Origin of the sequence: Paenibacillus sp. 2KB_20 (genome assembly GCF_052115765.1) — a bacterium.
Lineage (GTDB): Bacteria > Bacillota > Bacilli > Paenibacillales > Paenibacillaceae > Paenibacillus_AQ.
In genome coordinates, this window is sequence record NZ_JBFRHH010000006.1 from 296,449 (window position 1) to 318,301 (window position 21,853).

Here is a 21,853-nt window from a genome sequence, read left to right on the forward strand (position 1 = left end):
TTAAATCAACTTATACATAGCAACCGCACCTCTAAATCGATAGACTCTAGTTAAAGGTTGTTGTAATGAAGGACGGCCGGCTCATATAAAGGGGTGTAATGAATGAACGAAATCATAAAGAAGAAGCTGCTGGACAAAAATGAACTGCTGATCAACATGGTGATCGAACGCGCAAGAAGAGATTTTCGAGACGATATCGCAATTATTGGGCTTACTGGTTCGTTTAGCACCGGAGACTTTCACGAGAAGAGCGATCTTGATTTAATTATCATAAATAATACAGAAAGGGGATGGGGAATATCCGATTGCTTCATCTTAGATGACGTTGGCTATGACATCTATTGCACACCATGGGATACAAGAATACACGCACAATCCATCTTAGAGAGTCCCAACGTATCAAGCCTAACCGAGCTTAAAATTCTCTATTATGCAAAGCCTGAGGATTTGGAGAAATTGAACGACTTTATGCAAAAAGCTCTTGATGCGCTTGCGGAGCCGATAGGAGAAGCGTGTCTTAATCGAGCAAAAAAATGGATCGATCTGGCTAAGCAAGCATACAGCGATACGATGCTGGGTGATAATATCGGTTCAGTGAGACATGCATCTGCCGGCGTTCTGTACAATCTGGTCAATGCCTTGGTCAACATGAACAACACGTGCATCAAACGAGGAATCAAGCGATATTTAGAAGAAATACGCTCGTATCGCTATGTTCCAGATGATCTCGAATCCTTATACATGTCAGTCATCGAAGCTCATACCATTGAAGAGATCCGAATTGCTTCTTTTAATATGTTGAACAGCGTTACGAGGTTACATAGCAAGATGTGTGATAACTTCATTGTTAAACCCGCTCCGACTTTTGATAATCTGAGGGGGACTTACGAAGAATTGTGGTGCAACTACCGCAATAAAATCTTGAACAGTGTTAAAACGAACGATGCCTCCTATGCCTTTCTTTCGGCCTTTGGAGCACAAGGATATCTTGATGAAATGGCTGCGGAGAAAGGAACCAAGAAATTTGATCTCATGCAGTACTTTGATGCAAGTGATTTACCAGTAATGAAAGAGAAGTTCCTTGAAATGATGGATGAATATGTAGACGAATATGGTAAGGTCGGCAGAGAAGTCGAACATTTTACAACCTTCGAGCAATTATATGCCCATTATATCAATCATTGATCTTATATCCCGGTTCGTAATAAGTCCGCGGAAACGTGACTGTTGACAATCTATCCAATAAAATAGGATTTTTGAAGGGTCGTGTAGAATTAGTTTCTATACGGTCTAATACGAGTTTTAGAACAGAACCCGCGTTGGGTACAATCTCGGGCAAGATATCAGAAGGCCGAATTGATATTAAATCAAAAACGTTGGGAGTGAAAAGAACCACTTCCACGATTAACAATTACAAGGCAACTTGGAGCACGTTTAGGAAGTGGATGCTTCGGACTGATCCGGATCTGCAGGATGCCGGTCAAGCCACCCAGAAAGATATTGCTGACTTTAAGCGACACATGATGGAGCATGGAGGGAAGGGAGGATACTAGAGCGAGTTCGATTACATTTCTGCGTCCAGATGGGGTTCGAGTTTACTACGCGCACGTAATGGATATAATTGTTTGCGAAGGTGATAAGGTAAAGGCTGGCGATGTTATTGCAAGAGTTGGAAACAACGGATACGCAAGACACCCGCACATTCATATCGGTGCATGGAATGATGAAGGACCGCTACAGATACGTTTTGATCTGAAGGCAATGGGAGACTATCTAAAAGTCCATGGAGACAAGGGGTTTTATCTTTAGTTGGCCCATTGAATTATTAAGGCAGCCGGTCATAATGATCGGCTGCCTTGTGCAGGGCCGACATTATATAATGTGGCACATCATATAAGAAGTGTCTAATGACACAAAAGTGTCTACATTTATTATTTGCGAAAAGCTTGACATATCAGGCTTTTTTATTTTTATGTAGAATAATTTGTGTCATCAAAAAATGCACAAAAGTGGCCACATTGTAGGATTTTGACTCAAATGTGACTACATTATAGAGTAGCCTCCATAAAAGTACTAAAAGAAGACACTGAATCCACCTTCCTGAAAGGAGGATTCTTGAGATGTGGGTTGTAAGTGCAGCCGTTTGTTTGTATGACAAAAACCAGAAATAGTAGGGGGATTTAATAAAATGGACTATCGGTTAAGACTTGACGGTGCTCTAGACGAAGTCTATGAGCCTCTATGGCGGCTACCAATTCAACTACTCGATGAAGAATAAGCGCTATTGAGAAGCATAATGTTGCGGCGGCTTCACTTAGTTCGGCATGGCGGTGCGTTTTTCATCAACTCCCACCATACATTCAGTCGCTTGCAGCATACACTAGGGGTATTTGCACTTACTTTGAACCGGACAACCGTGTGCTGCGGGTAGCGGCGCTGCTGCATGACATCGGGCATCCACCTTTCAGTCAAACGTTAGATTCCCTAGAGGGGGTTGATCATCATAAATGGACGCGAGAGGCCGTATTTTCAGATGAGATCGTTAACATTCTTTCCCAGGCGAATATCGACGCCGTCGAAGTCATGGACTATATTGATGGTTCACGACGCAGCATTTTAAGGAATAAGGAAGGCACAGTCCATGCTGATCATTTGGACTCTTGGGTTCGGAGTGCTTATATTGGTGGTTATTTGCCTATTTCAACTGGTGAACTTTTAAACGATATGAATTATAGAAATGGTAGCCTTCAGTTTACACCAGAAGGAGGCAAGCTTGTCACTGAGTTAATATGGGAAGAGGCTCGTATGCAAGTATCCACGGCCAATATCGGCATAAACGCGATGATGCGAAAGCTGGTTCGCTGCTTAATAATCAATGGTGATCTTGATGTAACTAACTTGCCTAACATGACGGATATGCATATCGAGCAGTTGCTTTGTAACGATGGAAGAAGCATACGTGAAGAGTATGAAAGGCTTCTTATGGAATCGTGGCGAATCCGCTTAACACGGGAAAAACCTAACGTTACAGCGGAAAAAACAATTTTGAGCAAACTCTATCTCGCGATGCCGGTTATAGGGAGACGTTTCGATTGCCGAAACTTCGCAAGACATCCTGGCGACGATCAATGAACTCAAACAGATGCTTGGCACATACTACGTATGGTAGGGTAGCTAGGGTGAAACTTAGCTTTGAATTTACTTCCGCTAACAGGGGACATTAGTTGAATAAAGAAAATAAGGCAGCCGGTCATTGTTATCGGCTGCCTTTGTTCAACTAACGGGCAGTTTAGTTTAATGACGACGAGACGGGATTTTAGAAAAAGGTGCGCCATAAAGGTTGCCTACTACTTCCTCATCGCAACATAACTACTTGTTCTTTCGTTTGAACAGTAAACGTCGTTATTTAAACTGGGGGTGTTAAATTTGAAGAAATTTCTACTGCCCTTTGTAATGACTCTCGTTCTCATGGGCTTAGTTGGTTGTTCTAGCGCTCAACCAAATGGTGATGATTTAGTGCCAATGGACAAGGTGCTTGAGGAAGAGCAACCGCCTAAGGCTGAAATTCAGATTGGTGAACAAATGTATGAGACAAAACTCGGCACATATTGTTGGGACTCAAAAAACCAAAGCAGATGTGTGGATACAATTGGTCCAGTTGAGCTTTTAAAAGGTGAAAATCCAGTTACTGTACAGCCTGGTGAAGTTATTACATTTGTGATGAACTATGAGCCGCAACCGAACAAACACCATGTCAACCAAATCTATGAAGACATATCTTAAGAAGTTGAAGTGAAAGAAAATAGCTTTCATGCACCTACACAAAAAGGGACATATTTCTATTCATACGGGGTATGGTGGATGGATGAACATGTAGAGAACCTGTCTCACGGTGATTCAACTAACGGAGAACTATAGCTCAATAAGCACGAAGAAACGGCAGCTGATGAATTGGCTGTCGTTTTCTCAACTCCCTCAAGAATTTTGATATAATATGGGTATCTGGACTATAAGTATGAAAGGGGAGTACAACAATGAATAAAATTTTGCGTAGCAGCTCGGCGGAAGCTGAGATTAATACCCTTGGGGCGGAACTGATCAGCTTCAGAAAGCTGGATCCGGAAGCTGAATACATCTGGAGCGGTGACGCCACGTATTGGACAGGCCGTTCTCCGGTGCTGTTTCCCATTATTGGTGCGGCCCGGAACGGAGAGATTAAGGTGGACGGCAAAGCCTATAAGATCGGCAATCACGGATTCGCCAGACGCAGCGAATTTACGCCGGTCCAAGAAAGCGACACCCACGCGGTTTACCGCCTCTCTTATGATAAGAAAACCCTGGCCAGTTATCCTTTTAAATTCAACCTATATATTACATATAAACTGAATGCAAGCACACTGGAACTTAGTTACCGGGTGGAAAATAGCGATGAACAGGATCTCTTCTTCCAGCTCGGGACCCACCCGGCGTTCAATTGTCCGCTTGATGACAACGGTAGCCTGAGCGATTACTATCTGGAGTTCGCTGAAGCGGAAAACCTTGAAAGGTTGTTCTTGACTTCGGACGGCCTGCTGATCAGTGGCAAATCGGAGCACGTTCTGAAACAAGAGACCATCCTGCCGTTATCCCATGAAATGTTCGCCGAAGGCGCATTGATTTTCCGAAATGTGAGCTCTCGGCAGATTTCGCTTAGAAGCAAGCACACCGCCAAAAGCGTAGTTGTCACCTCTAAGGGTTTTCCCGATCTCGGCATCTGGCAGCCTTTGAACGCTCCCTTCATATGCATCGAGCCTTGGCAAGGAGTTGCGGATATGGACGTCTTCGAAGGTGAACTTCAAGCTAAGGAGGGAATAATCACCCTGAAGCCGGGGGCGAATTTCACAAGCTCCCTGACCATAGAAATCAACTGACGATCCGAAGGGAGCTGCAGTGTTCTCAACTGGTTAAGCTCGGCTTCATACCATTGCAAAAAGCTTCAATCTATAGGAGAGGGCACTGAAGAACTTACGTTTTTCTTAAGGAGTATGTGTAAACTTCAAAAAAGAAGACATTCAACCCCATTTTTAGGAAGGATGTCTTCTTTTCTAGTTCTATTTTATTCAATTTATCCCTATGTTTTCAATCTGTTCATTAATAATGTCGGGGGACAAGAACATGATACGTAGGGTGGATCATTGTCATGATTTTGTTTGATGTATTTTCATGGGATTGGATAAACGGCCAACAAGCCACCATTCTAAAGTAAGTATTAGAATATCGAAGTGAGGGTAAGGGGTGAAAATGAATTGTACTTGGTAGTAAAGAGTGTTACTCTAAAAGTCTGTGTTCGACAGTACATTTAATAATAGTCACCATTTTAGTTATAAAGAAAGGCACTACTATGATAAAAGTTGAAAACTTATCCTTCTCATTTCCACAAAAAGAACTATATAAAGACATTTCATTTACGTTAGAAGAGGCACAGCATTGCGCTTTTATTGGAACAAGTGGCAGTGGTAAAAGTACACTGATCGATATACTGATGGATCCAGAAAGATATTTGTTCGAAGGCACGTTAGAGATAGATCCAACCTGCAAAATTGGGTATGTAAGTCAGTTCTCCCAACTAGACAGAACTAAAGAAACAACTGTTTTTGAATATATCGGAGAAGAATTTATTAAGCTACAAAATGAAATAACATCTATTTGTAATGAAATGGAAACATCATCGGATATTGAGCCGTTACTCGAAAAGTATCAATTCGCTTTAGACGCATTTGATGCAATGGGCGGAGATAATTTTGAGAGTAACATTAATAAGAAATTAAATCTAGCAAACCTCTTGAAGCTAAAAGATGTTAGGGTATCCGACCTGAGCGGCGGGGAATTCAAACTTATTCAAGTAATGAAGGAAATGCTTAATAGTCCAGACTTAATGATCATGGACGAGCCGGATGTATTTTTAGATTTTGAGAACCTAAATGCGCTTAAAAAACTTATTAATACTCACAAAGGCATACTGCTAGTTGTTACGCACAATCGATATCTATTGAATCATTGTTTCAACAAAATTATTCACCTTGAAAACACGGAGATCCAAGAGTTTGATGGGCGATATATTGAGTATAATTTCTCATTACTTCAGACAAAAATTGAGTTGCAAGAAATCGCAGTCGCTGAAGCTGAAGAAATTGAGAGATACGATAACATTATTGATAATCTTAGAGCTATCGCAACTATTAATTCAGAAGCATCTAGAGGTAGAGCGTTAAAAGCTAGAGTTAGATTTCAAGAGAGATTGGAAGCGCGTAGAATTAAGGCACCATTTGTTGATATTAAGCAACCGAATATCAGTTTCGGTATTGAGAATGAAATTGAAGACAGCATTGTTGTAAAAGTCAATAATTATAGTGTTGCCTTTGATGAACTGCTTTTAGAGAATGTTAGCTTTGAGATAAAATCTACGGATAAAGTAGCCATTATTGGTCCAAACGGTACAGGGAAAACGACTTTACTCCGAGATATCTTTAACAATAATCATGATTCCATTGAAATAAATGATGATGTTAGAGTGGCTTATTTATCTCAGAATCAAGGCGAAATGCTAAAGGATTCTAATACAATACTAGAAGAATTCATCGATGCTGGGTTTAAAACTTATGATGAAGTTAGATCGTATATTTCAAACTATGGCTTTGAAGGCGAAATCGTTAATCAAAAGATTGAATCACTATCTGGTGGAGAAAAAAACATACTTCAATTGGCTAAAGTTTCTGCTAGTAATGCAAACGTATTGCTTCTTGATGAACCGACAAGCCATTTAGACACATATACACAAATTGCACTGGAACAAGCCATTGAAGACTATAAAGGTGCAATTCTCATGATATCTCATGATTTCTATTCTGTTGTAAATGGTATGGATTATGTATTAATCATTGACCATAAGACGATTAGAAAAATGACTATGAAAAAATTTAAACAGATGATTTATGCTAGTCACTTTGATAAAGACTATTTAGAAGCGGAACAAAACAAAAAAGCAGTTGAAATGAAAATAGAAATGGCTTTAAAAGATACTAATTTTGAATTTGCAAAAGTATTGGTTGATGAGCTAGAAGAGCTAATTAAGTTGCTTTAATTTACAACTCTCTGATTGAAATGATTACAAGAAAGTGAAGTCAGTTACAGCGAATAGGGCTAAAGTGATTTAGTCTCTGGTGAAAAAGTATCAACAAAAACAGACACTGATGAATAGAATATCAGTGTCTTTTTACTACATTGATTTCTTGTTAGCTCTTGCTTTAGGGGGGGAGAGATGTTACGGAATATTCAATACCAACTTGGTATCATCATAATTTTTTATGTCGAGGGACAAGGACATGGTCCCATCGAAAGTCGCTATTAGCGGCTTTTTTTTGTTTTATCGGTACAAATTCTTGTCCCGAGCCGAGGACAAGAACAACCGATTAGATGAATAATCCTAATGCTACTTCATTAAGCTAACGGGAAGGATGACGTAACTAACGGTAAGCTGATTTCCTTCCACGAGTGTGGCCCCAGCAGAGTGGCAGGGGAGTTCACGCTTATCAGGAGTAAAGGGCTCAGAGGTAGGTTCTGTTCAAACTGATTTCCCTCGGGTCCCTGGAATATGTACAAACGCATACCACAACTCTCAATATGCCTTGGTTCCGTCAGGAGTTCAACGCTGGCGCCTTATACCGTAGCCCTCTTCCTTATAAATACCTTAAAAATAGCTATTACCATAGTAGTAACAAATCAAAAGGAGTGAAGTTATGATGTATGAGTATATAATAAAAACCAATAATGTTTCAAAAAAATTCAAAAAGACATATGCAATAAAAGATTTATCTATGTCTGTAAGAAAAAATTCTGTCTACGGTTTATTAGGACCTAATGGTGCTGGCAAATCAACATTATTGAAGATAATTACAGGAATTATCAGACCAACTTCAGGTGAAATATTATTCAACAATCAGCCTTGGATGCGAAAAGATTTATTGAATATTGGTTCATTAATCGAATCACCTCCACTGTACGAGAATTTAACGGCATTTGAAAATTTAAAAGTGCGAGCGACTCTTTTGGGGATTTCAACAAATAAATGCAATGAAGTTTTACAAACAATGGACTTAATGGATGCTAAAAATAAAAAGACATCCGATTTTTCGTTGGGAATGAAACAGAGGTTGGGTATCGCATTGGCGCTGTTGAATAACCCCAAATTATTAGTCTTAGATGAACCTACAAACGGGTTAGACCCTTTTGGTATTGAAGAATTAAGGAAAATGATTCGGACTTTTGCGGAGTCCGGGATATCTGTGATTATATCCAGTCATATTTTAAGCGAAGTAGAGCAAGTTGCCGATGACATAGGGATCATATACAATGGATCACTGTTGTATCAAGATAAAATTGATGTAAATGGAAACCTGGAACAACTGTTTATGGATATCATTAGACAGGTGCGTGTTTCCTGATGTTGCAAACTTATTTGAAAGCAGAAAACCTAAAATATAAACGCTCCCTGTTCAGAAAACTTATTATATTGATTCCGACAGCTTTAATTATGATATCTATGGTTTTCATATTTATTGGTATTGGTTTAGGCGGTTTTTCAAGTGCTATGGTCAGCAATTGGAGTATGCCGATTGCATCTTTGTCCATAGTGATTTTATGTCATTTAGTAAATAAGAAGGATCAAAAACACAAATACCGAACTATTTATAGTTTGCCCATCGACTTGAAGAAGACATTTATTTCTAAAACAATTTTGATAGTACTTAATCATTTGATCATTTCATTATTCCTATCGCTTATCACTATTATCTCCGAAGGCATATCGTCAGGTGTTTCAGTTTCAATGGGTCATAGCGGATATTATATTTTAGGATACTGCTTATTGTGGCTCTCTTTATTATGGCAGATTCCTTTCTGTTTATTTTTGGATCAAAAAATCGGATTTATTGGTTCTGTGATCATTAATTTGTTTGCTAGTGCGTTAGGTGGATTGTTTTTTTCCTTGACGCCTTTGTTTTGGTTCTTCCCATATAGCTGGCCTGCAAGGTTTATGGTTACATGTTTTGGAGTCTTGCCAAACGGATTATTGGTCGAAGCCGATTCAAGATACATTTTGAATTTAGGAGAATGCTCGTTGCTGGTATTGATTTCTGTGCTTGCTGTGCTGATTCTTTCCGCCTTGTTATCGCGCTGGTATAGAAGGCAGGTGTATCGCAATTGACGATGATAAGGGAGTTTTGTTCTAACTTTACCAAAATCAAACGAACTCCAATAATTTTATTGCACTTGTTACTGCCTATAGTGATTACAACATTATTTTTAATTTATTTCGCTTTTGCTGGATATCATATTATTTCTGATGTGAGGTTATTTTTCGTTATATTACAAATAGGCTATCCGATTTTTGTTGGTATTGTTGTGCCAATTTTAATTCAATTAGATCGGAATATAAACAATATTCAAAATGCTCTAGGTTTAGTGGAGTCTCGAAGAAGTGTATATCTGGGGAAATTGTTCTTTCTACTATTTCTTTCAAGCATAAGTATCATAACATATGAGCTTTGTTTCTATATTGGAGTCAATTTGTTTTTAGATATCAGCGTAACGCACTTTGATTCATATCTTGATCTATTTTATATATTTTTATTTAGCAACTTATTCTTATATTTATTACACGTACCAATTGCTTTTAGGTTTGGTTCAAGTATTTCTGTTTTGTTAGGGATATCTGGTACAATTTTAGCGGGTTTCTTCGAAAATGCGATTGGTGATAAAATTTGGCCGATCATTCCTTGGGAATGGGGTGTTCGGTTTTTAAAAAATGCTTTTGACTTTTCAAGTGCCCCTATTTTTTGGGGGATTATTTCTCTGATTATGATTACTTCAATGATTCTAGTTTTATCAATACTTTGGTTTAGTAGATGGGAAGGTAAAGTCATACAAGAGTAAAACAAGGGGGATAGACAATGCCGAAACTGTTAGTGGTCGATGATGACCTTGATATGCTGGCCCTGGTGCGTGCTGCCCTGGAAAAGGACGGCCACCAGGTAGACATCGAGGCGGATTCCACTACTGTGCAGCCCGCACGATGCCATCTGTATGACCTGCTGCTGCTCGATGTGATGATGCCCGTTGAGGATGGTTTTTCCCTTTGCAGCCGTATTCGTGCCGAGGTGGACTGCCCCATACTGTTCCTGACCGCCAAGGCAGAAGACGCGGCTCTTGTTCAGGGTTTTGGCTTGGGCGCCGATGATTACATTAAAAAGCCCTTCAGTATTGCGGAGCTGCGCGCACGGGTAAACGCCCATCTGCGGCGGGAGGTGCGGCAACCGACCCACACCCTGAGTCAAGGTGGTGTGCGCTTTGATATGCAGGCAAAAGTGGCCATCGCGGGCGAACACACACTGCCTTTTACCAAGGGAGAATACGCCATCTGTGAGCACCTGGTCCTGCACGCCGGGCAGGTGTTTACCAAAGAACAATTATACGAAGCTGTTTTCGGCTTAGACGCCGAGGGCGATTCGTCCGCCGTTGCGGAGCACATCAAAAATATCCGCGCCAAGCTGAAAGCGAGTGGACTTAGCCCCATAGAAACCGTTTGGGGGGTAGGCTACAAATGGCGAAAAGACAGCGTTCGGTAAGCCTTTCTTTTGTGCTTTTACGCTTTGCCATAGTTATGCTTTGCTGTATGCTGTTATGTTGCCTGGTATGGTATTTCGTCATGGTGCGCTTTCAAAACACTGGCGTTACTTACCAGGGAGCCGTCTCCAACCAACAGGTGGAGCAAATGCTGGCTGGAAAGCCAACAACCTTTGTTTCTCCTGGTGATGATTTCCTGGCCGAATACGCTTTGTTTGGCCGGAACGGCGAAGTGTTGGAAAGCAACGTAGAGGGAAAGAAGCTGGAAGTCCTGGCCGGTTTTTTACAGGAGGACGCCAACAGCATAGATGTTTCGCGGCACACCTACGCGGATGGAAGCACCGTGATCCTTCGCTGGCATTTCAGGGCGGAATTCGTCAATCCTGTACTGCGCGACATGCTTCCCCCCGCGGAATACCTAGGGCTGGCCACACTTGTTGTGGCATTGTTGCTTTGTCTGCTGTTTAACACCCTGTGGCTTCGTCGGCGCCTCGCCGCCAAGCTGAAGCTGTTCAGTGAGGTGAGCAAGAAGGTAGGCGCGCAGGAGCTAGATTACACAATTCCTCACGCCGGCATACGGGAGTACGATCAGGCGCTCGATGCTATGGAGCATATGCGGGAGGCATTGTACAGATCCCTGTCATCCCTATGGGAGGCACAGCAAGAACGCGAGGCGGAAATGGCAGCACTCGCGCATGATTTAAAAACCCCACTCACCCTGGTGGGAGGCAACGCCGAGCTTCTGCTGGATGAAGAACTGCCTGAGAGCAGCCGCAAAATGGTGGAAACCATTGTGGTAAGCAACGACCGGGCCAAACAGTATGTTGCCAGCCTGTTAGAAACCTCCACCGGTGCGAATGAGGCATTTGAAAACACCTGCCTGCCCACTATGTTTGACGAGCTTTGCCAGAGCACAATAGCTTTTGCAGAAGCCAAGAGAGTTTGCCTGCAAACCCAAAACGGCCTGAAGGGTGCTGCGAGCATTCGGAAAGATCAATTACTTCGTGCCCTCGGTAATGTGGTGCAGAATGCCATCGAGCATACACCGGCAGGGGGAAACGTGTATTTGGAAAGCAGCATGATAGATGGCGGCTGGCAAGTTACTGTATGTGATGAAGGCCCCGGTTTTAGCAAGGCGGCGTTACACCATGCGACAGAGCGTCTATGGCGCGGAGATGTAGCACGTGGCGCCGATGGACACAATGGCCTTGGCCTTTGGTTTGCAGCACAAGTAGCTAAAACGCACGGAGGACAACTAGAACTGCGCAACTGTGATTCTGGTGGGGTGGTTACAATGAAGTTCTGCTAAGCCGCCAGGGATTATTCGGAACACTTGAAAATATGAGAAGCTAGGTTTGCCTAAGATACCTACCATTGCTGACAAACAAAAATAGGGGCACCCAGTGTAGATAATATAATCCGAGTATTGTATTTCAACAATGCGAACATCAAATAATGCATATGTGTTAACTGCCAAACAGCCGGACGCAATGCCGGTTGATTGAAATAATATATTATTGGTATATGCGCAATTTCAAATACCTGTGAAATTGTTTGCTGCTACTGAAGATAAGGAATTGTCTCTTAGACAAACCCATAGAACTTGTGGTTACAATATATCTCATTTAAAGTTTTGCAATACATGTAACTCCGCCGTAGAATCCCAAAGTTATGGTTGACCTTTTTTAATACTTGTTTCACGGCCAAAAGATACTTATTGGGAATTGAAAATGATTTAAGTGAGAAACTGACAAATCGACGACGATTCAGCAAATCACAACTAGACGTTTTAATCAAGGGAACTAACTTGGAAAGGCATAAATATTTTGTAACGGAAGAATAAATGATATTTAAAGATGGAGGAATAATTATGGAGACGAAGGAAGAAAATTTTCCAAATGATAGCACCATGGAATCAATCAAAAGTTTAACAGAGAAAGATGCTAAGACTTTCTTGAACCTTATATATGCACTTTTAAAAGACAACAAAAGTCCGAGCGAACATTTGATTTCAAAAGTATTATCCATTTTTGAGAAACAATTACCGAGAGTGGCTAAAGCAAGACAGAATAAAAACTAATCATCATGGTGTTACAAAACACTGTGAAGATAAAATAATTGAATTTGAGCAACGGATAATGTGTGGGGAAAGTGGTGGGGGTGATCGGTAGCCCGTTAAGCTAAAGGGACACGATAGTTTAATAAAGAAGAGAAGGCAGCTGGTCAGAGTGATCAGTTGCCTTTTTAAGCTAAAGGGCAGGATAACACAAAGCAGAAGTAATTTAACGGCCGTTCAGTATGGATAGTTGAAAATGGTTTAGAATTGTTTAGAGGCAAGTAGAAAGAGGGAAACGAACTCACCCATAACAAGGGGGCAGGAGAACGTGGCAAACATGGACAAGGACAAAAGGGATTTGGCGAAAGCGGGAACAGTATATGTAACAGGAGAGATCATAACGACGAAAGTGTACAAGGTTAGCCCGGAGCAGAAAGAGGGACTTGATCTTCTGTCAGTTGAGAGGCTCGAAAGGTTACGGGAGGAGGCAATACCTAAGATCCGCGAGAGGTATAAGCAAATGATCAGATCCCGGCAGCAACATCCAAAGAATGACAACGTTGGCCAGCATCCGGAGGATTAACCTAACGGGACACACTAGTTCAATACATCATGCAGATTAGAAGTTGTGATAACATTCCCGACAGATGACATGAACATTCTTACATTCCCAATATGATCTCATCGACGACGCCTAATAAAGATGATTAGACAACTTTTATTAAACTTACGGCCAGATTAGTAACTAACTCTTTTATGTTAATATGAGAATAAATCAGCTAATTTTCAAGGGAAATCAAAAGTTCATCTGCTATACTTTCCTAAAATACATGTAAAGGAGATATAACCTTTGAACCATTTGCCACAGAGATCTAAGAAAAATCGTCTGGCCTTTCTACTGGCTGTGGGACTTCTCGTATTGCTGATTGCAGGCGGTGTGTTATGGCAGACACAGTATCAGACAGCACCAACAGAGACGCAGAACATAACAGGGGTTCTGAATACATCTGAGCCAGCGGCGGCAATGGACTCGCCTACGAACAAGGCTTTGATCACCTACGAAGCGACCCTGAAAGCTGCACAGGAAAAGGCTGACACTCTCACTAAAACATACAGCACGAACAGCGTGCAGTACGCCCTTATTGATCAAGGGAAGATCGTCGTAGCAGGTCAAGCCGGGAAGAATGATGAACAGGAACAGAGAGCGCTCACGAAAGAAACGATGTACGGAACTGGTTCCACCAGTAAAATGTTTACCGCTGTTGCGATTATGCAGTTGGTTGAGCAAGGGAAAATCGACCTCGATAAGCCGGTCGTCCAGTATATACCCGAATTTGTGATGAAGGATGAACGCTACAAACAGATTACGCCGCGCATGTTGCTGAATCACTCTTCCGGTCTGAATGGTTCATCGGTGACGAACAAATATTTATTTGAAGATAACGATACATACGCTCACGATACACTGTTGAATCAACTGGCTGATCAGCCTTTGAAGGCGGATCCGGGGGCTTTTTCGGTTTACTGCAATGACGGATTTGCGCTAGCGGAGATTGTGGTCGAGCGAGTTAGTGGCATGGACTTTACTTCTTATATCCATAAATATATTACGGAACCGCTGGGTATGACCAATACCAAAACATCGCAAGATCCTCTGGACACAGCGAGGATGGCGGAACTCTATTATCCTACCTATACAGGACAACTTCCCAACGAGACAAACAATGTAATCGGATCAGGAGGTATTTATTCCACTGCGGAAGATTTAGCTCGATTCTCGCAAGTTTTCACGGGGAAAGCAAAAGGAGTCTTGTCCGATAGATCGGCTTCGGCCATGGCACAAGACGAGTATAAGACGCCGCTGTGGCCTGATGATGCGGACAACAGCTCATTCGAATACGGTCTTGGCTGGGACAGCGTCAATCTGTATCCCTTCAGCGAATATGGGATAAAGGCGCTGACAAAAGGTGGGGACACGGTTCTCTATCACGCATCACTCGTTGTGCTTCCTGAGTATGGCATGGCAGCAGCTGTCGTCTCTACAGGCGGGGTAAGTACGACCGACCAGCTTCTGGCGAACGAAATCTTGCTTCAGGCTCTGAAGGAGAAAGGCACCATTACCGAATTTAAGCCTGAGAAGTCATACGGCAAGCCGGTAAAGGCCGATATGCCGGAGTCCATGCTTGAGTATTCAGGGATCTATGGCTCATCACGTGCAACAACAAATATAGATATTAGCGAAGGTGGCATCATGTCCATCACTTCGGAGCAATCGCCAGTTAATCCAACCGAGATCTATTATTATTCAGCGGACGGCACGTTCCGGAGTGGGGATGGGAACAGGATGATCAGCTTCGTGACGGAGGAGAACGGACGCACCTACTCATGGATGCGCCAATATGCTTCGTTTCCAGGTCTTGGGCAGATAGCTATATCAGAGTACAACGCCGAGAAGCTCGAGTCTCAGGATCTCCCAGCAAAGACAATAGAGGTATGGATGAAGCGTGATGGAAAGAAGTATTATCTGCTGAATGAAAAATACACGTCGATTATGTATTTGATGTCTATAACCATCCCTTTGAATATGTCGAAACAACTTCCAGGGTACGTGCTGGATGGGCGAATAACCGACCCGAATTCAGCCATCTCCGAATTGCAAATTCCGGGAATAAATGGGAGGGATCTCTCAAGGTATACGTTCTTTACACAAGACGGCGTTGAGTACATGAATCACAATGGGAGCATTTTAGTGAACGAGGATGCCGTGAAGCCTTCTAACTTCGCTAAAAAATCAATCGTTACAATTCCGACCAACGGATACGCGCAATGGTATAAGATAAGCGACAAAGACAAGAGTAAGTCCATTAAGGTGAACATGCCCCCGAACTCTTCCTATGCCGTTTATGATGCAAAGGGATCATGCACCTATTTTAGTGTCATTGGAGGCAAGGATCAGGTTGTTGAACTATCTGCTGGAGGATCTATTGTTTTTGCCGGAGATGCCGGCACGAAGTTCGAGGTTTCCGCTCAGTAACTTCGCATAGGGACGAACGAAAAACATCCTATTAATAGTAACAAATCCCCCCAAGTGAATTATACACTCGTTAACAGAGATTATTTTGGAAAGCCAGTCCTCATCTATGGAAGATTTACACACACGAACACCACAGCAGAGATATGGAACGTACCTCCTGGTACATACCAAGTGAATTTGAGAAGTTTATCAACGAATGAATCCTATCTCTATCTCTTTAACAAGCAATAACCATCAAAGAAAAGGGCAGAATGGTTGAAGAAATTGCTGCAGAAAATGGTTCGTTCCTAGCCATTTCATACGAAATGTCTCTTGGAAAAGAAGTGTCGGATGAAGATTGGAATGAATCGCTTTACGAAAAATGGGGCGAATTTCTGGGGAAAATCCATCATGCCACAAAGGGTTATCACCTCCGCTCCGGAGGCAATACTTCCCCACCCAAGTTTGTTGTACCTCCTGAGACTTATACCTTATAAAAAATAGTGGAATTAAATTGACGGAGCAAGTTGAGTGTGATAGCATTGGTTTAATTTAAAACGAAAAGGCTATGATGAGAAATAGTAGCTATTAGGGATTTCACAGAGAGAAGATGGTTGGTGCGAATCTTCATTGATCTAATAGTGAAGCAGTCTCGGAGCTGTGAACCGAACAGAGGAATCTTAGTAGGCTTCAACGGAGTTCCACCGTTATTCAGGAAACAATATCGGAGATATCCCGTATTGATAGAGTGCAGAGAAATCTGAAATTAGGTGGTAACACGGACATAATAGTTCGCCCTAAGTTGACAAGAAATATGTCAGCTTAGGGCTTTTTTGTTTTATTTCTTCTCGTTTGAATATTTGCAAAATGATTTTCCAAGATTAAATAATAATTAAAATGGAGGTATTGAGCATGGTGAAAATGACACCAGATGAGTTAAGAAAATCATATATTGATTTTATGAAAGGAATAGGGGCTAGCCAAGTGCCCTCTTCTAGCTTGTTACCAGAAAATGATCCCTCAACGTTGTTTACGGGAAGTGGAATGCAACCTATGGTTCCCTATTTATTGGGGGAAAAGCATCCGATAGGTAATGAGATAACTAATATTCAGAAGTGTTTAAGGACAGTGGATATTGATGAAGTAGGAGATACGTCGCATCTGACATTTTTTGAAATGATAGGTCGATGGGAGTTTAAAGCAAATGAAAATAACTATAAGAAAAAGCAAATCGATGCCATTTGGAATTGGCATATTATCGAATTAGGAATTGATCCTGGCAGGCTGTATATCAGTGCTTTTATAGGAAGTGATGATTTGAATATACAGAAAGATACGGAAGCCATTCAAATCTGGTCAGAAAAATTTAAATCAGTTGGTATAGAACCTATCATTGAAGATGATCCCTATCAATATGGGGCATCTAGAGGTGGAAAAATATTCTTATACGATGAAAAAGAAAATTGGTGGAGTCGAGCCGGAAGTCCATTGGATATGCCTGTTGGTGAACCGGGTGGGCCTGATAGTGAAATGTTCTATGATCTTGAACCAGGCGGTGATTCACTGGATCATCCTGCTTCTGTAAGCGAGAGGTTTTTAGAAATTGGGAACAACGTATTTATGTGTTACAAAAAAGAAGCCACAGGATTTGTAAAAATGCAAAATCCCAATATTGATTATGGAGGCGGATTAGAAAGGGTTGCAACAGCCCTTAATGGTGACAAGGATATTTATAATACGGCTTTCTTCCTTAATCCCAAGAAAAAATTGATGGAGTTAAGTGGTAAACAATATACTGACGATTTAAAGTCGTTTAGAATCATACTTGATCATGTGAGAGCGGCTACTTTTCTAATTAATGATGGTGCGGAGCCAGCTAATAGTGATGCAGGGTATATAACAAGAAGGTTATTAAGAAGGGCGATTCGTGCAGGTAAAAAAATAGGTATACAAGGAAGTTTTGTGGGTGAGCTGTCTGAAGTTTATATAGATGAAGCAACAGCTTATGAAGATTTGATCGGTAATAAAAAGAAAGTTATCGAAATAGTAAATAAGGAAGAAAATCTTTTCTATAGAACTTTACAGCAAGGAGAATTTGAAATACAAAAACATCTTAAGAATAAGGGTAAAGTTACAGGTGCAGATGCCTTTTATTTTTACGAAACATATGGGTTTCCCTTGGAGTTGACGGAAGAGTTTCTAACTGAAAGTGGATATAGCCTGGAGGACAAGGCCTCTTATATAGAGGCGGCAAAGAAACATGCTGAAAAGAGCAGAACTGCTTCTGCGGGTAAATTTAAAGGTGGATTAGCTGAACATTCAACAGAAACAACAGCGCTGCACACGGTATCTCATTTATTACTTGCTGGTTTAAGGGAAGTTTTAGGTGATCATGTTCATCAACAAGGAAGTAATATTACTTCAGAACGATTACGGTTTGACTTCAACCATGATGAAAAACTTACGCCAGAGCAAATAGCTGAGGTGGAAAAGTATGTGAATGATGCGATTTCATCAAAAGCAGTTACCTATATTTCAGAGATGCCTAAAATTGAAGCGAAAGAAAATAATGTTGAAGGGAATTTTTGGGATAAATATCCGGATATCGTTAAGGTGTATACAATCAAAGATAACGAAGGGAAAGTTTGGAGTCGAGAAGTATGTGGAGGACCTCATGTAGAAGATACAACAAACTTAGGAAAGTTCAGTATTAAAAAAGAACAATCTTCTGCTGCTGGAGTTAGAAGGATTAAAGGAGTAATTAATAAATATTTCCAGAACGCGGAACAATAGCTGATGTTTTAGGATTGCCATTTGTAACAACGTTATGAGTTGCCGGGAATCCAGGATGAATGATAAATCCGGCAATCGAAGAGGGTTTGACATCGCTTGGCCTTTGTTGGCGGTACCGGAGCACAGTATTCAAAGAAAAAGCAATTCGGATTAAATCCGAATTGCTTTTTTACTGCAAGAAAGGGGATAAAAAAACAGAACGAAAATCGAGCTATGTCGGGGGACAAGAACATGGTCCCATAGAAAGTCGCTAATTTGATATTATCCCCTTTAAGTAGACAGTGTGTAAAAAGCGCATTAAAGTCTACTTGGAGGGGATTTTTTCATGGGCGAAATAAGAAAGACATATGACATCGAATTCAAGAGTAAGGCTGTTGCGATGTTCCTGGAGGAAGGTCTTGGCTACCGTCTTGTAGCCAAGACCTTGAGCTTCTTTGGACACCTTAAGTCGGAATGTTTTCGACTCGACACGTTCTCGACCGAGGAAGAGCTTATTATGGCGATTGAACAATATATCCATTTTTACAACCACGAACGTTTTCAACAAAAACTAAATAACCTTAGTCCAATTGAGTACCGAACTAATGTTGCTTAAGGCTTTTTTTGGGGCTGACTTGTAATCATAGCCGATTGTGTGAATAATATTATCTTCTTTTGCTTTTCCGATATTTAGAAGTAGTGAGTGGCGATTAGTTCCTGTTCTCGCTTTTTCAAAATAGATGGATATGATTTAATCATTTGCTGGATTAATTCAATAACGCCAGCGGATATTCCGATAGGACAGAAACAAACCATTTTCCGGTCACAGCTGAATTCTTGTCCTATATTTTGAAATAATTCGAACGATATCTATAATTATTACCAATATATACTGTAAGACCGAAGGGGAGGAGGTAGCAGATGAATCATCCATCTGAATATGCAAGGCTTATTTCGCTTACGTTGGCCGGGAACCGTGATGCGTTTGGCGAGTTATATGAAGCAACCATTAAGGACGTTTACAATACTGTTTATTTCCTTATTCGGGAACCATCAGATGCAGAGGATGTCATTCAGGAGATTTATATTCAATTATACCGGTCTCTTGAAAAGTTTGACGTAAGCAGGCCGTTTCGGCCTTGGTTAATGGGAGTTGTCATGCGGCAAATTCAGGCTCACCGCAGAAAGAGTTGGACACATATGCGGATCATCAAAAAAGCTGAACAGATTGATCAAGCCGTGGTCTATGATATCTCAAGTGAGGTGGTCAACAAACTATCGAATCAATCGCTACTTGAAAGCGTAGATCGACTTCCTTATAAGCTAAAGCTAGTAGTTATTCTGCATTATATGAATGATTACACGCAAGAAGAGATTGCAGCCACATTAGAAATCCCTCTTGGGACGGTAAAATCACGGATTCATGCTGCTCTGCAAAAGATGCGCAAAAAACAGAAAATTAGCATTCTGGCTATGGGAAAGGTGGAGGGGTAAAATGAGTTTCGATGAAAGATTGAAAACCGCTTTTAAGGAAGAGACCAAAGAATGGAACGCACCAACGGAGCTCAAGGAAAAAATACTTAACAAAGTCGGACACATTCAAGAAGGAAGACGAATGAAAAAGTGGGTCGTTGCATGTATTTTGGCCGCTACATTGTTAATCCCAACAGGTGCTTTTGCCGGTTATAGCTACATAGCTGATTCCATCTATGGTTCGCGGGACAATATCGGAGTAACTCAAAAGCAATATGATGAGCTGGAGGCAAAGCTGCAGACCGCCAAACAAAACCTCAGTGAAGAGGAGTTTACAAAATGGATGTCCTTACTAAAAGAATGGGGCCTCCTTAATTTGAAAATTGCCGATACAAAAGGGGATTTTCATATTGAGAGATTGAGCGTAGGAGAGCAAAAAAACTATAGAAGGTTAACCGCAGAGCTAGAGCCACTCTTTCGCAAATTAAATGAAGTTCAATCAACGAAGGGAGAAGTTAAACTTATAGATAGCACTACTTTTTGGAATGGAGTGCTAGATGAAGCAGGGCAAATATTCAGCAAAGAAGAATTTGATGAGTTTCAAAAATTATTAAATGAATTGAGGGCTTATGACGAGAAAAAATATGATCCGGATGGTAGTGTTCATATTGAACGGCTGTCAAAGGAAGATCAAATGAATATAGAGCAATTGTTGCAGCAGATACAACCTTTTTATAAGAAGTTGGGCATAACAGTTAAGCCGAAAGCTTGATCTGTCGAGGAACAAGAACATGTAAAACTCCACGTTAACGAAACGTTAGGAGCAACCATAGTTCACCTAACTCAAGAAAAACTGAAGCCTTTTCAAACATGATTTTAGAATTGTAAAGCCACTCAACTAACGGAACTCTATAGCTTAATAAACTAAAACGCGGCTGTCGGCATAGATCGGTAGCCGCGTTAAGCTAACGGGCAACTAATCCCGAAATGACACTTGTCAAGTGACAAAAATATAGTAACATTAGAAGCCTTGTCGGGGGACAAGAACATGGTCCCATTGAAAGTCGCTAAAATAGCGGCTTTTTTGTTTTATCGGTACAAGTTCTTGTCCCGAGTCGAGGACAAGAACTTGTACCGATTGCCGATTAGATAAGTATCTAACTATGTTCGATGCCATATCATTAAGCTAACGGGCAGGATAATTCAATATTTTTATGGAATATAACAATAAATGGGATGGGGGGGCGCACATGCTTTTTCACTTCAGTGAAGACGAAAGTATCAATATATTTGTACCAAAAGAGAAGCAAAATCGTCCGGATTTTCCTGCGGTAGTTTGGGCACTTGATGAAGAGCACGAGTATACGTACTATTTCCCTAGGGATTGTCCCCGAATTGTGTGTAGAAAAGATGAGGCGACAACGGACGAACATTTACAACTCTTCTTTAATAATTCAATTGCCAATACCATAGTTACAGTAGAAAGTGACTGGTATACGAGGATATCAAAGCAAATCATATTTCGATATCGTTTTGACGATGAGGGTTTTGAGCTTTTTGATAAAACAGCTGGCTACTACATTTCTCGCCAAGTAGTGAAACCCAAATCAGTTGAAAAATATGAGAATTTGTTGGAGAGATTACTCCAAAAAGGAATTGAATTAAGAATCACATCAAATTTATATCCGCTTAAGGAAGCAATATTAGCTTCCGACTTCACAGGATATGGGATACATAGATTCAATAACGCCAAAAGACTCTAATCAATTAGCTTATTGCGAAATGTTAGTTTAACAAAGACACGAAGGCAGTCGGTCAGATTGATCAGCTGCTTTGATTAATCTAACGGGCAGTTTTTTGGAAATTTTGTGACTCTAAAG

20 protein-coding genes, 1 pseudogene and 1 other annotated feature are annotated in these 21,853 nt (G+C 41.1%); all 21 genes and pseudogenes read left to right on the top strand.

The annotated features are described in order from the left end of the window. The first annotated feature begins 102 nt into the window (after positions 1 to 102). Entirely contained in the window at positions 103 to 1,185 is a 1,083-nt protein-coding gene (locus AB4124_RS18095; RefSeq protein ID WP_441973727.1) for a nucleotidyltransferase domain-containing protein, read from the top strand. Between the two features lie 345 nt (positions 1,186 to 1,530). Then, on the top strand, positions 1,531 to 1,809 hold the full coding sequence (locus AB4124_RS18100; RefSeq protein ID WP_441973728.1) for a M23 family metallopeptidase: 279 nt from the start codon (positions 1,531 to 1,533) through the stop codon (positions 1,807 to 1,809). Between the two features lie 549 nt (positions 1,810 to 2,358). Further along, the gene (locus AB4124_RS18105) at positions 2,359 to 3,132 is read left to right on the top strand and encodes an HD domain-containing protein (RefSeq protein WP_441973830.1); all 774 of its coding nucleotides are present in this window, start codon (positions 2,359 to 2,361) and stop codon (positions 3,130 to 3,132) included. Positions 3,133 to 3,426: 294 nt separating this feature from the next. Further along, on the top strand, positions 3,427 to 3,783 hold the full coding sequence (locus AB4124_RS18110) for a hypothetical protein (protein WP_441973729.1): 357 nt from the start codon (positions 3,427 to 3,429) through the stop codon (positions 3,781 to 3,783). Positions 3,784 to 4,034: 251 nt separating this feature from the next. Next, positions 4,035 to 4,910, top strand: a complete 876-nt coding sequence (locus tag AB4124_RS18115) for an aldose 1-epimerase family protein (RefSeq protein ID WP_441973730.1) — start codon at positions 4,035 to 4,037, stop codon at positions 4,908 to 4,910. 470 nt (positions 4,911 to 5,380) lie between these two features. Next, positions 5,381 to 7,120, top strand: a complete 1,740-nt coding sequence (locus AB4124_RS18120) for an ABC-F family ATP-binding cassette domain-containing protein (protein WP_441973731.1) — start codon at positions 5,381 to 5,383, stop codon at positions 7,118 to 7,120. A 658-nt stretch (positions 7,121 to 7,778) separates the two neighbouring features. Next, positions 7,779 to 8,480, top strand: a complete 702-nt coding sequence (locus tag AB4124_RS18125; RefSeq protein ID WP_441973831.1) for a lantibiotic protection ABC transporter ATP-binding protein — start codon at positions 7,779 to 7,781, stop codon at positions 8,478 to 8,480. Further along, entirely contained in the window at positions 8,480 to 9,241 is a 762-nt protein-coding gene (locus AB4124_RS18130) for a lantibiotic immunity ABC transporter MutE/EpiE family permease subunit (RefSeq protein WP_441973732.1), read from the top strand. The genes AB4124_RS18125 and AB4124_RS18130 overlap by 1 nt, the downstream gene beginning before the upstream one ends. 2 nt (positions 9,242 to 9,243) lie before the next feature. Beyond that, complete coding sequence (locus tag AB4124_RS18135) at positions 9,244 to 9,969, top strand: lantibiotic immunity ABC transporter MutG family permease subunit (protein ID WP_441973832.1); 726 nt, start codon at positions 9,244 to 9,246, stop codon at positions 9,967 to 9,969. Between the two features lie 17 nt (positions 9,970 to 9,986). Further along, complete coding sequence (locus AB4124_RS18140; protein WP_441973734.1) at positions 9,987 to 10,661, top strand: response regulator transcription factor; 675 nt, start codon at positions 9,987 to 9,989, stop codon at positions 10,659 to 10,661. After that, on the top strand, positions 10,637 to 11,968 hold the full coding sequence (locus AB4124_RS18145) for a sensor histidine kinase (protein WP_441973735.1): 1,332 nt from the start codon (positions 10,637 to 10,639) through the stop codon (positions 11,966 to 11,968). The genes AB4124_RS18140 and AB4124_RS18145 overlap by 25 nt, the downstream gene beginning before the upstream one ends. 208 nt (positions 11,969 to 12,176) lie before the next feature. Continuing rightward, on the top strand, positions 12,177 to 12,338 hold the full coding sequence (locus AB4124_RS18150) for a Ku protein (protein ID WP_441973736.1): 162 nt from the start codon (positions 12,177 to 12,179) through the stop codon (positions 12,336 to 12,338). Positions 12,339 to 12,529: 191 nt separating this feature from the next. Further along, positions 12,530 to 12,739 carry a hypothetical protein gene (locus AB4124_RS18155; RefSeq protein WP_441973737.1) on the top strand — a complete coding sequence of 70 codons (210 nt, stop codon included), beginning with the start codon at positions 12,530 to 12,532 and terminating at the stop codon, positions 12,737 to 12,739. Positions 12,740 to 13,043: 304 nt separating this feature from the next. Then, the gene (locus AB4124_RS18160; protein ID WP_441973738.1) at positions 13,044 to 13,298 is read left to right on the top strand and encodes a hypothetical protein; all 255 of its coding nucleotides are present in this window, start codon (positions 13,044 to 13,046) and stop codon (positions 13,296 to 13,298) included. A gap of 441 nt (positions 13,299 to 13,739) precedes the next feature. Then, positions 13,740 to 15,749, top strand: a complete 2,010-nt coding sequence (locus AB4124_RS18165) for a serine hydrolase domain-containing protein (RefSeq protein WP_441973833.1) — start codon at positions 13,740 to 13,742, stop codon at positions 15,747 to 15,749. A gap of 251 nt (positions 15,750 to 16,000) precedes the next feature. Next, a complete protein-coding gene (locus AB4124_RS18170) occupies positions 16,001 to 16,225 on the top strand; it encodes a hypothetical protein (protein ID WP_441973740.1) in 225 nt (74 codons plus the stop codon). Between the two features lie 62 nt (positions 16,226 to 16,287). Beyond that, positions 16,288 to 16,531: a binding site (T-box leader), on the top strand. Between the two features lie 109 nt (positions 16,532 to 16,640). Continuing rightward, positions 16,641 to 18,521 (top strand): alanine--tRNA ligase, encoded by a 1,881-nt coding sequence (locus tag AB4124_RS18175; RefSeq protein ID WP_441973741.1) that lies wholly within the window; start codon positions 16,641 to 16,643, stop codon positions 18,519 to 18,521. A 427-nt stretch (positions 18,522 to 18,948) separates the two neighbouring features. Continuing rightward, positions 18,949 to 19,116, top strand: a pseudogene (locus tag AB4124_RS18180) (IS3 family transposase); the annotation flags it as partial. Positions 19,117 to 19,421: 305 nt separating this feature from the next. Beyond that, positions 19,422 to 19,994: a sigma-70 family RNA polymerase sigma factor gene (locus tag AB4124_RS18185; protein WP_339264684.1), complete on the top strand. Its 573-nt coding sequence runs from the start codon at positions 19,422 to 19,424 to the stop codon at positions 19,992 to 19,994. Position 19,995: 1 nt separating this feature from the next. Next, positions 19,996 to 20,745, top strand: a complete 750-nt coding sequence (locus tag AB4124_RS18190; protein ID WP_441973742.1) for a DUF3600 domain-containing protein — start codon at positions 19,996 to 19,998, stop codon at positions 20,743 to 20,745. A 442-nt stretch (positions 20,746 to 21,187) separates the two neighbouring features. Then, positions 21,188 to 21,736 (top strand): DUF6886 family protein, encoded by a 549-nt coding sequence (locus tag AB4124_RS18195; protein ID WP_441973743.1) that lies wholly within the window; start codon positions 21,188 to 21,190, stop codon positions 21,734 to 21,736. The last annotated feature ends 117 nt before the right edge of the window (positions 21,737 to 21,853 follow it).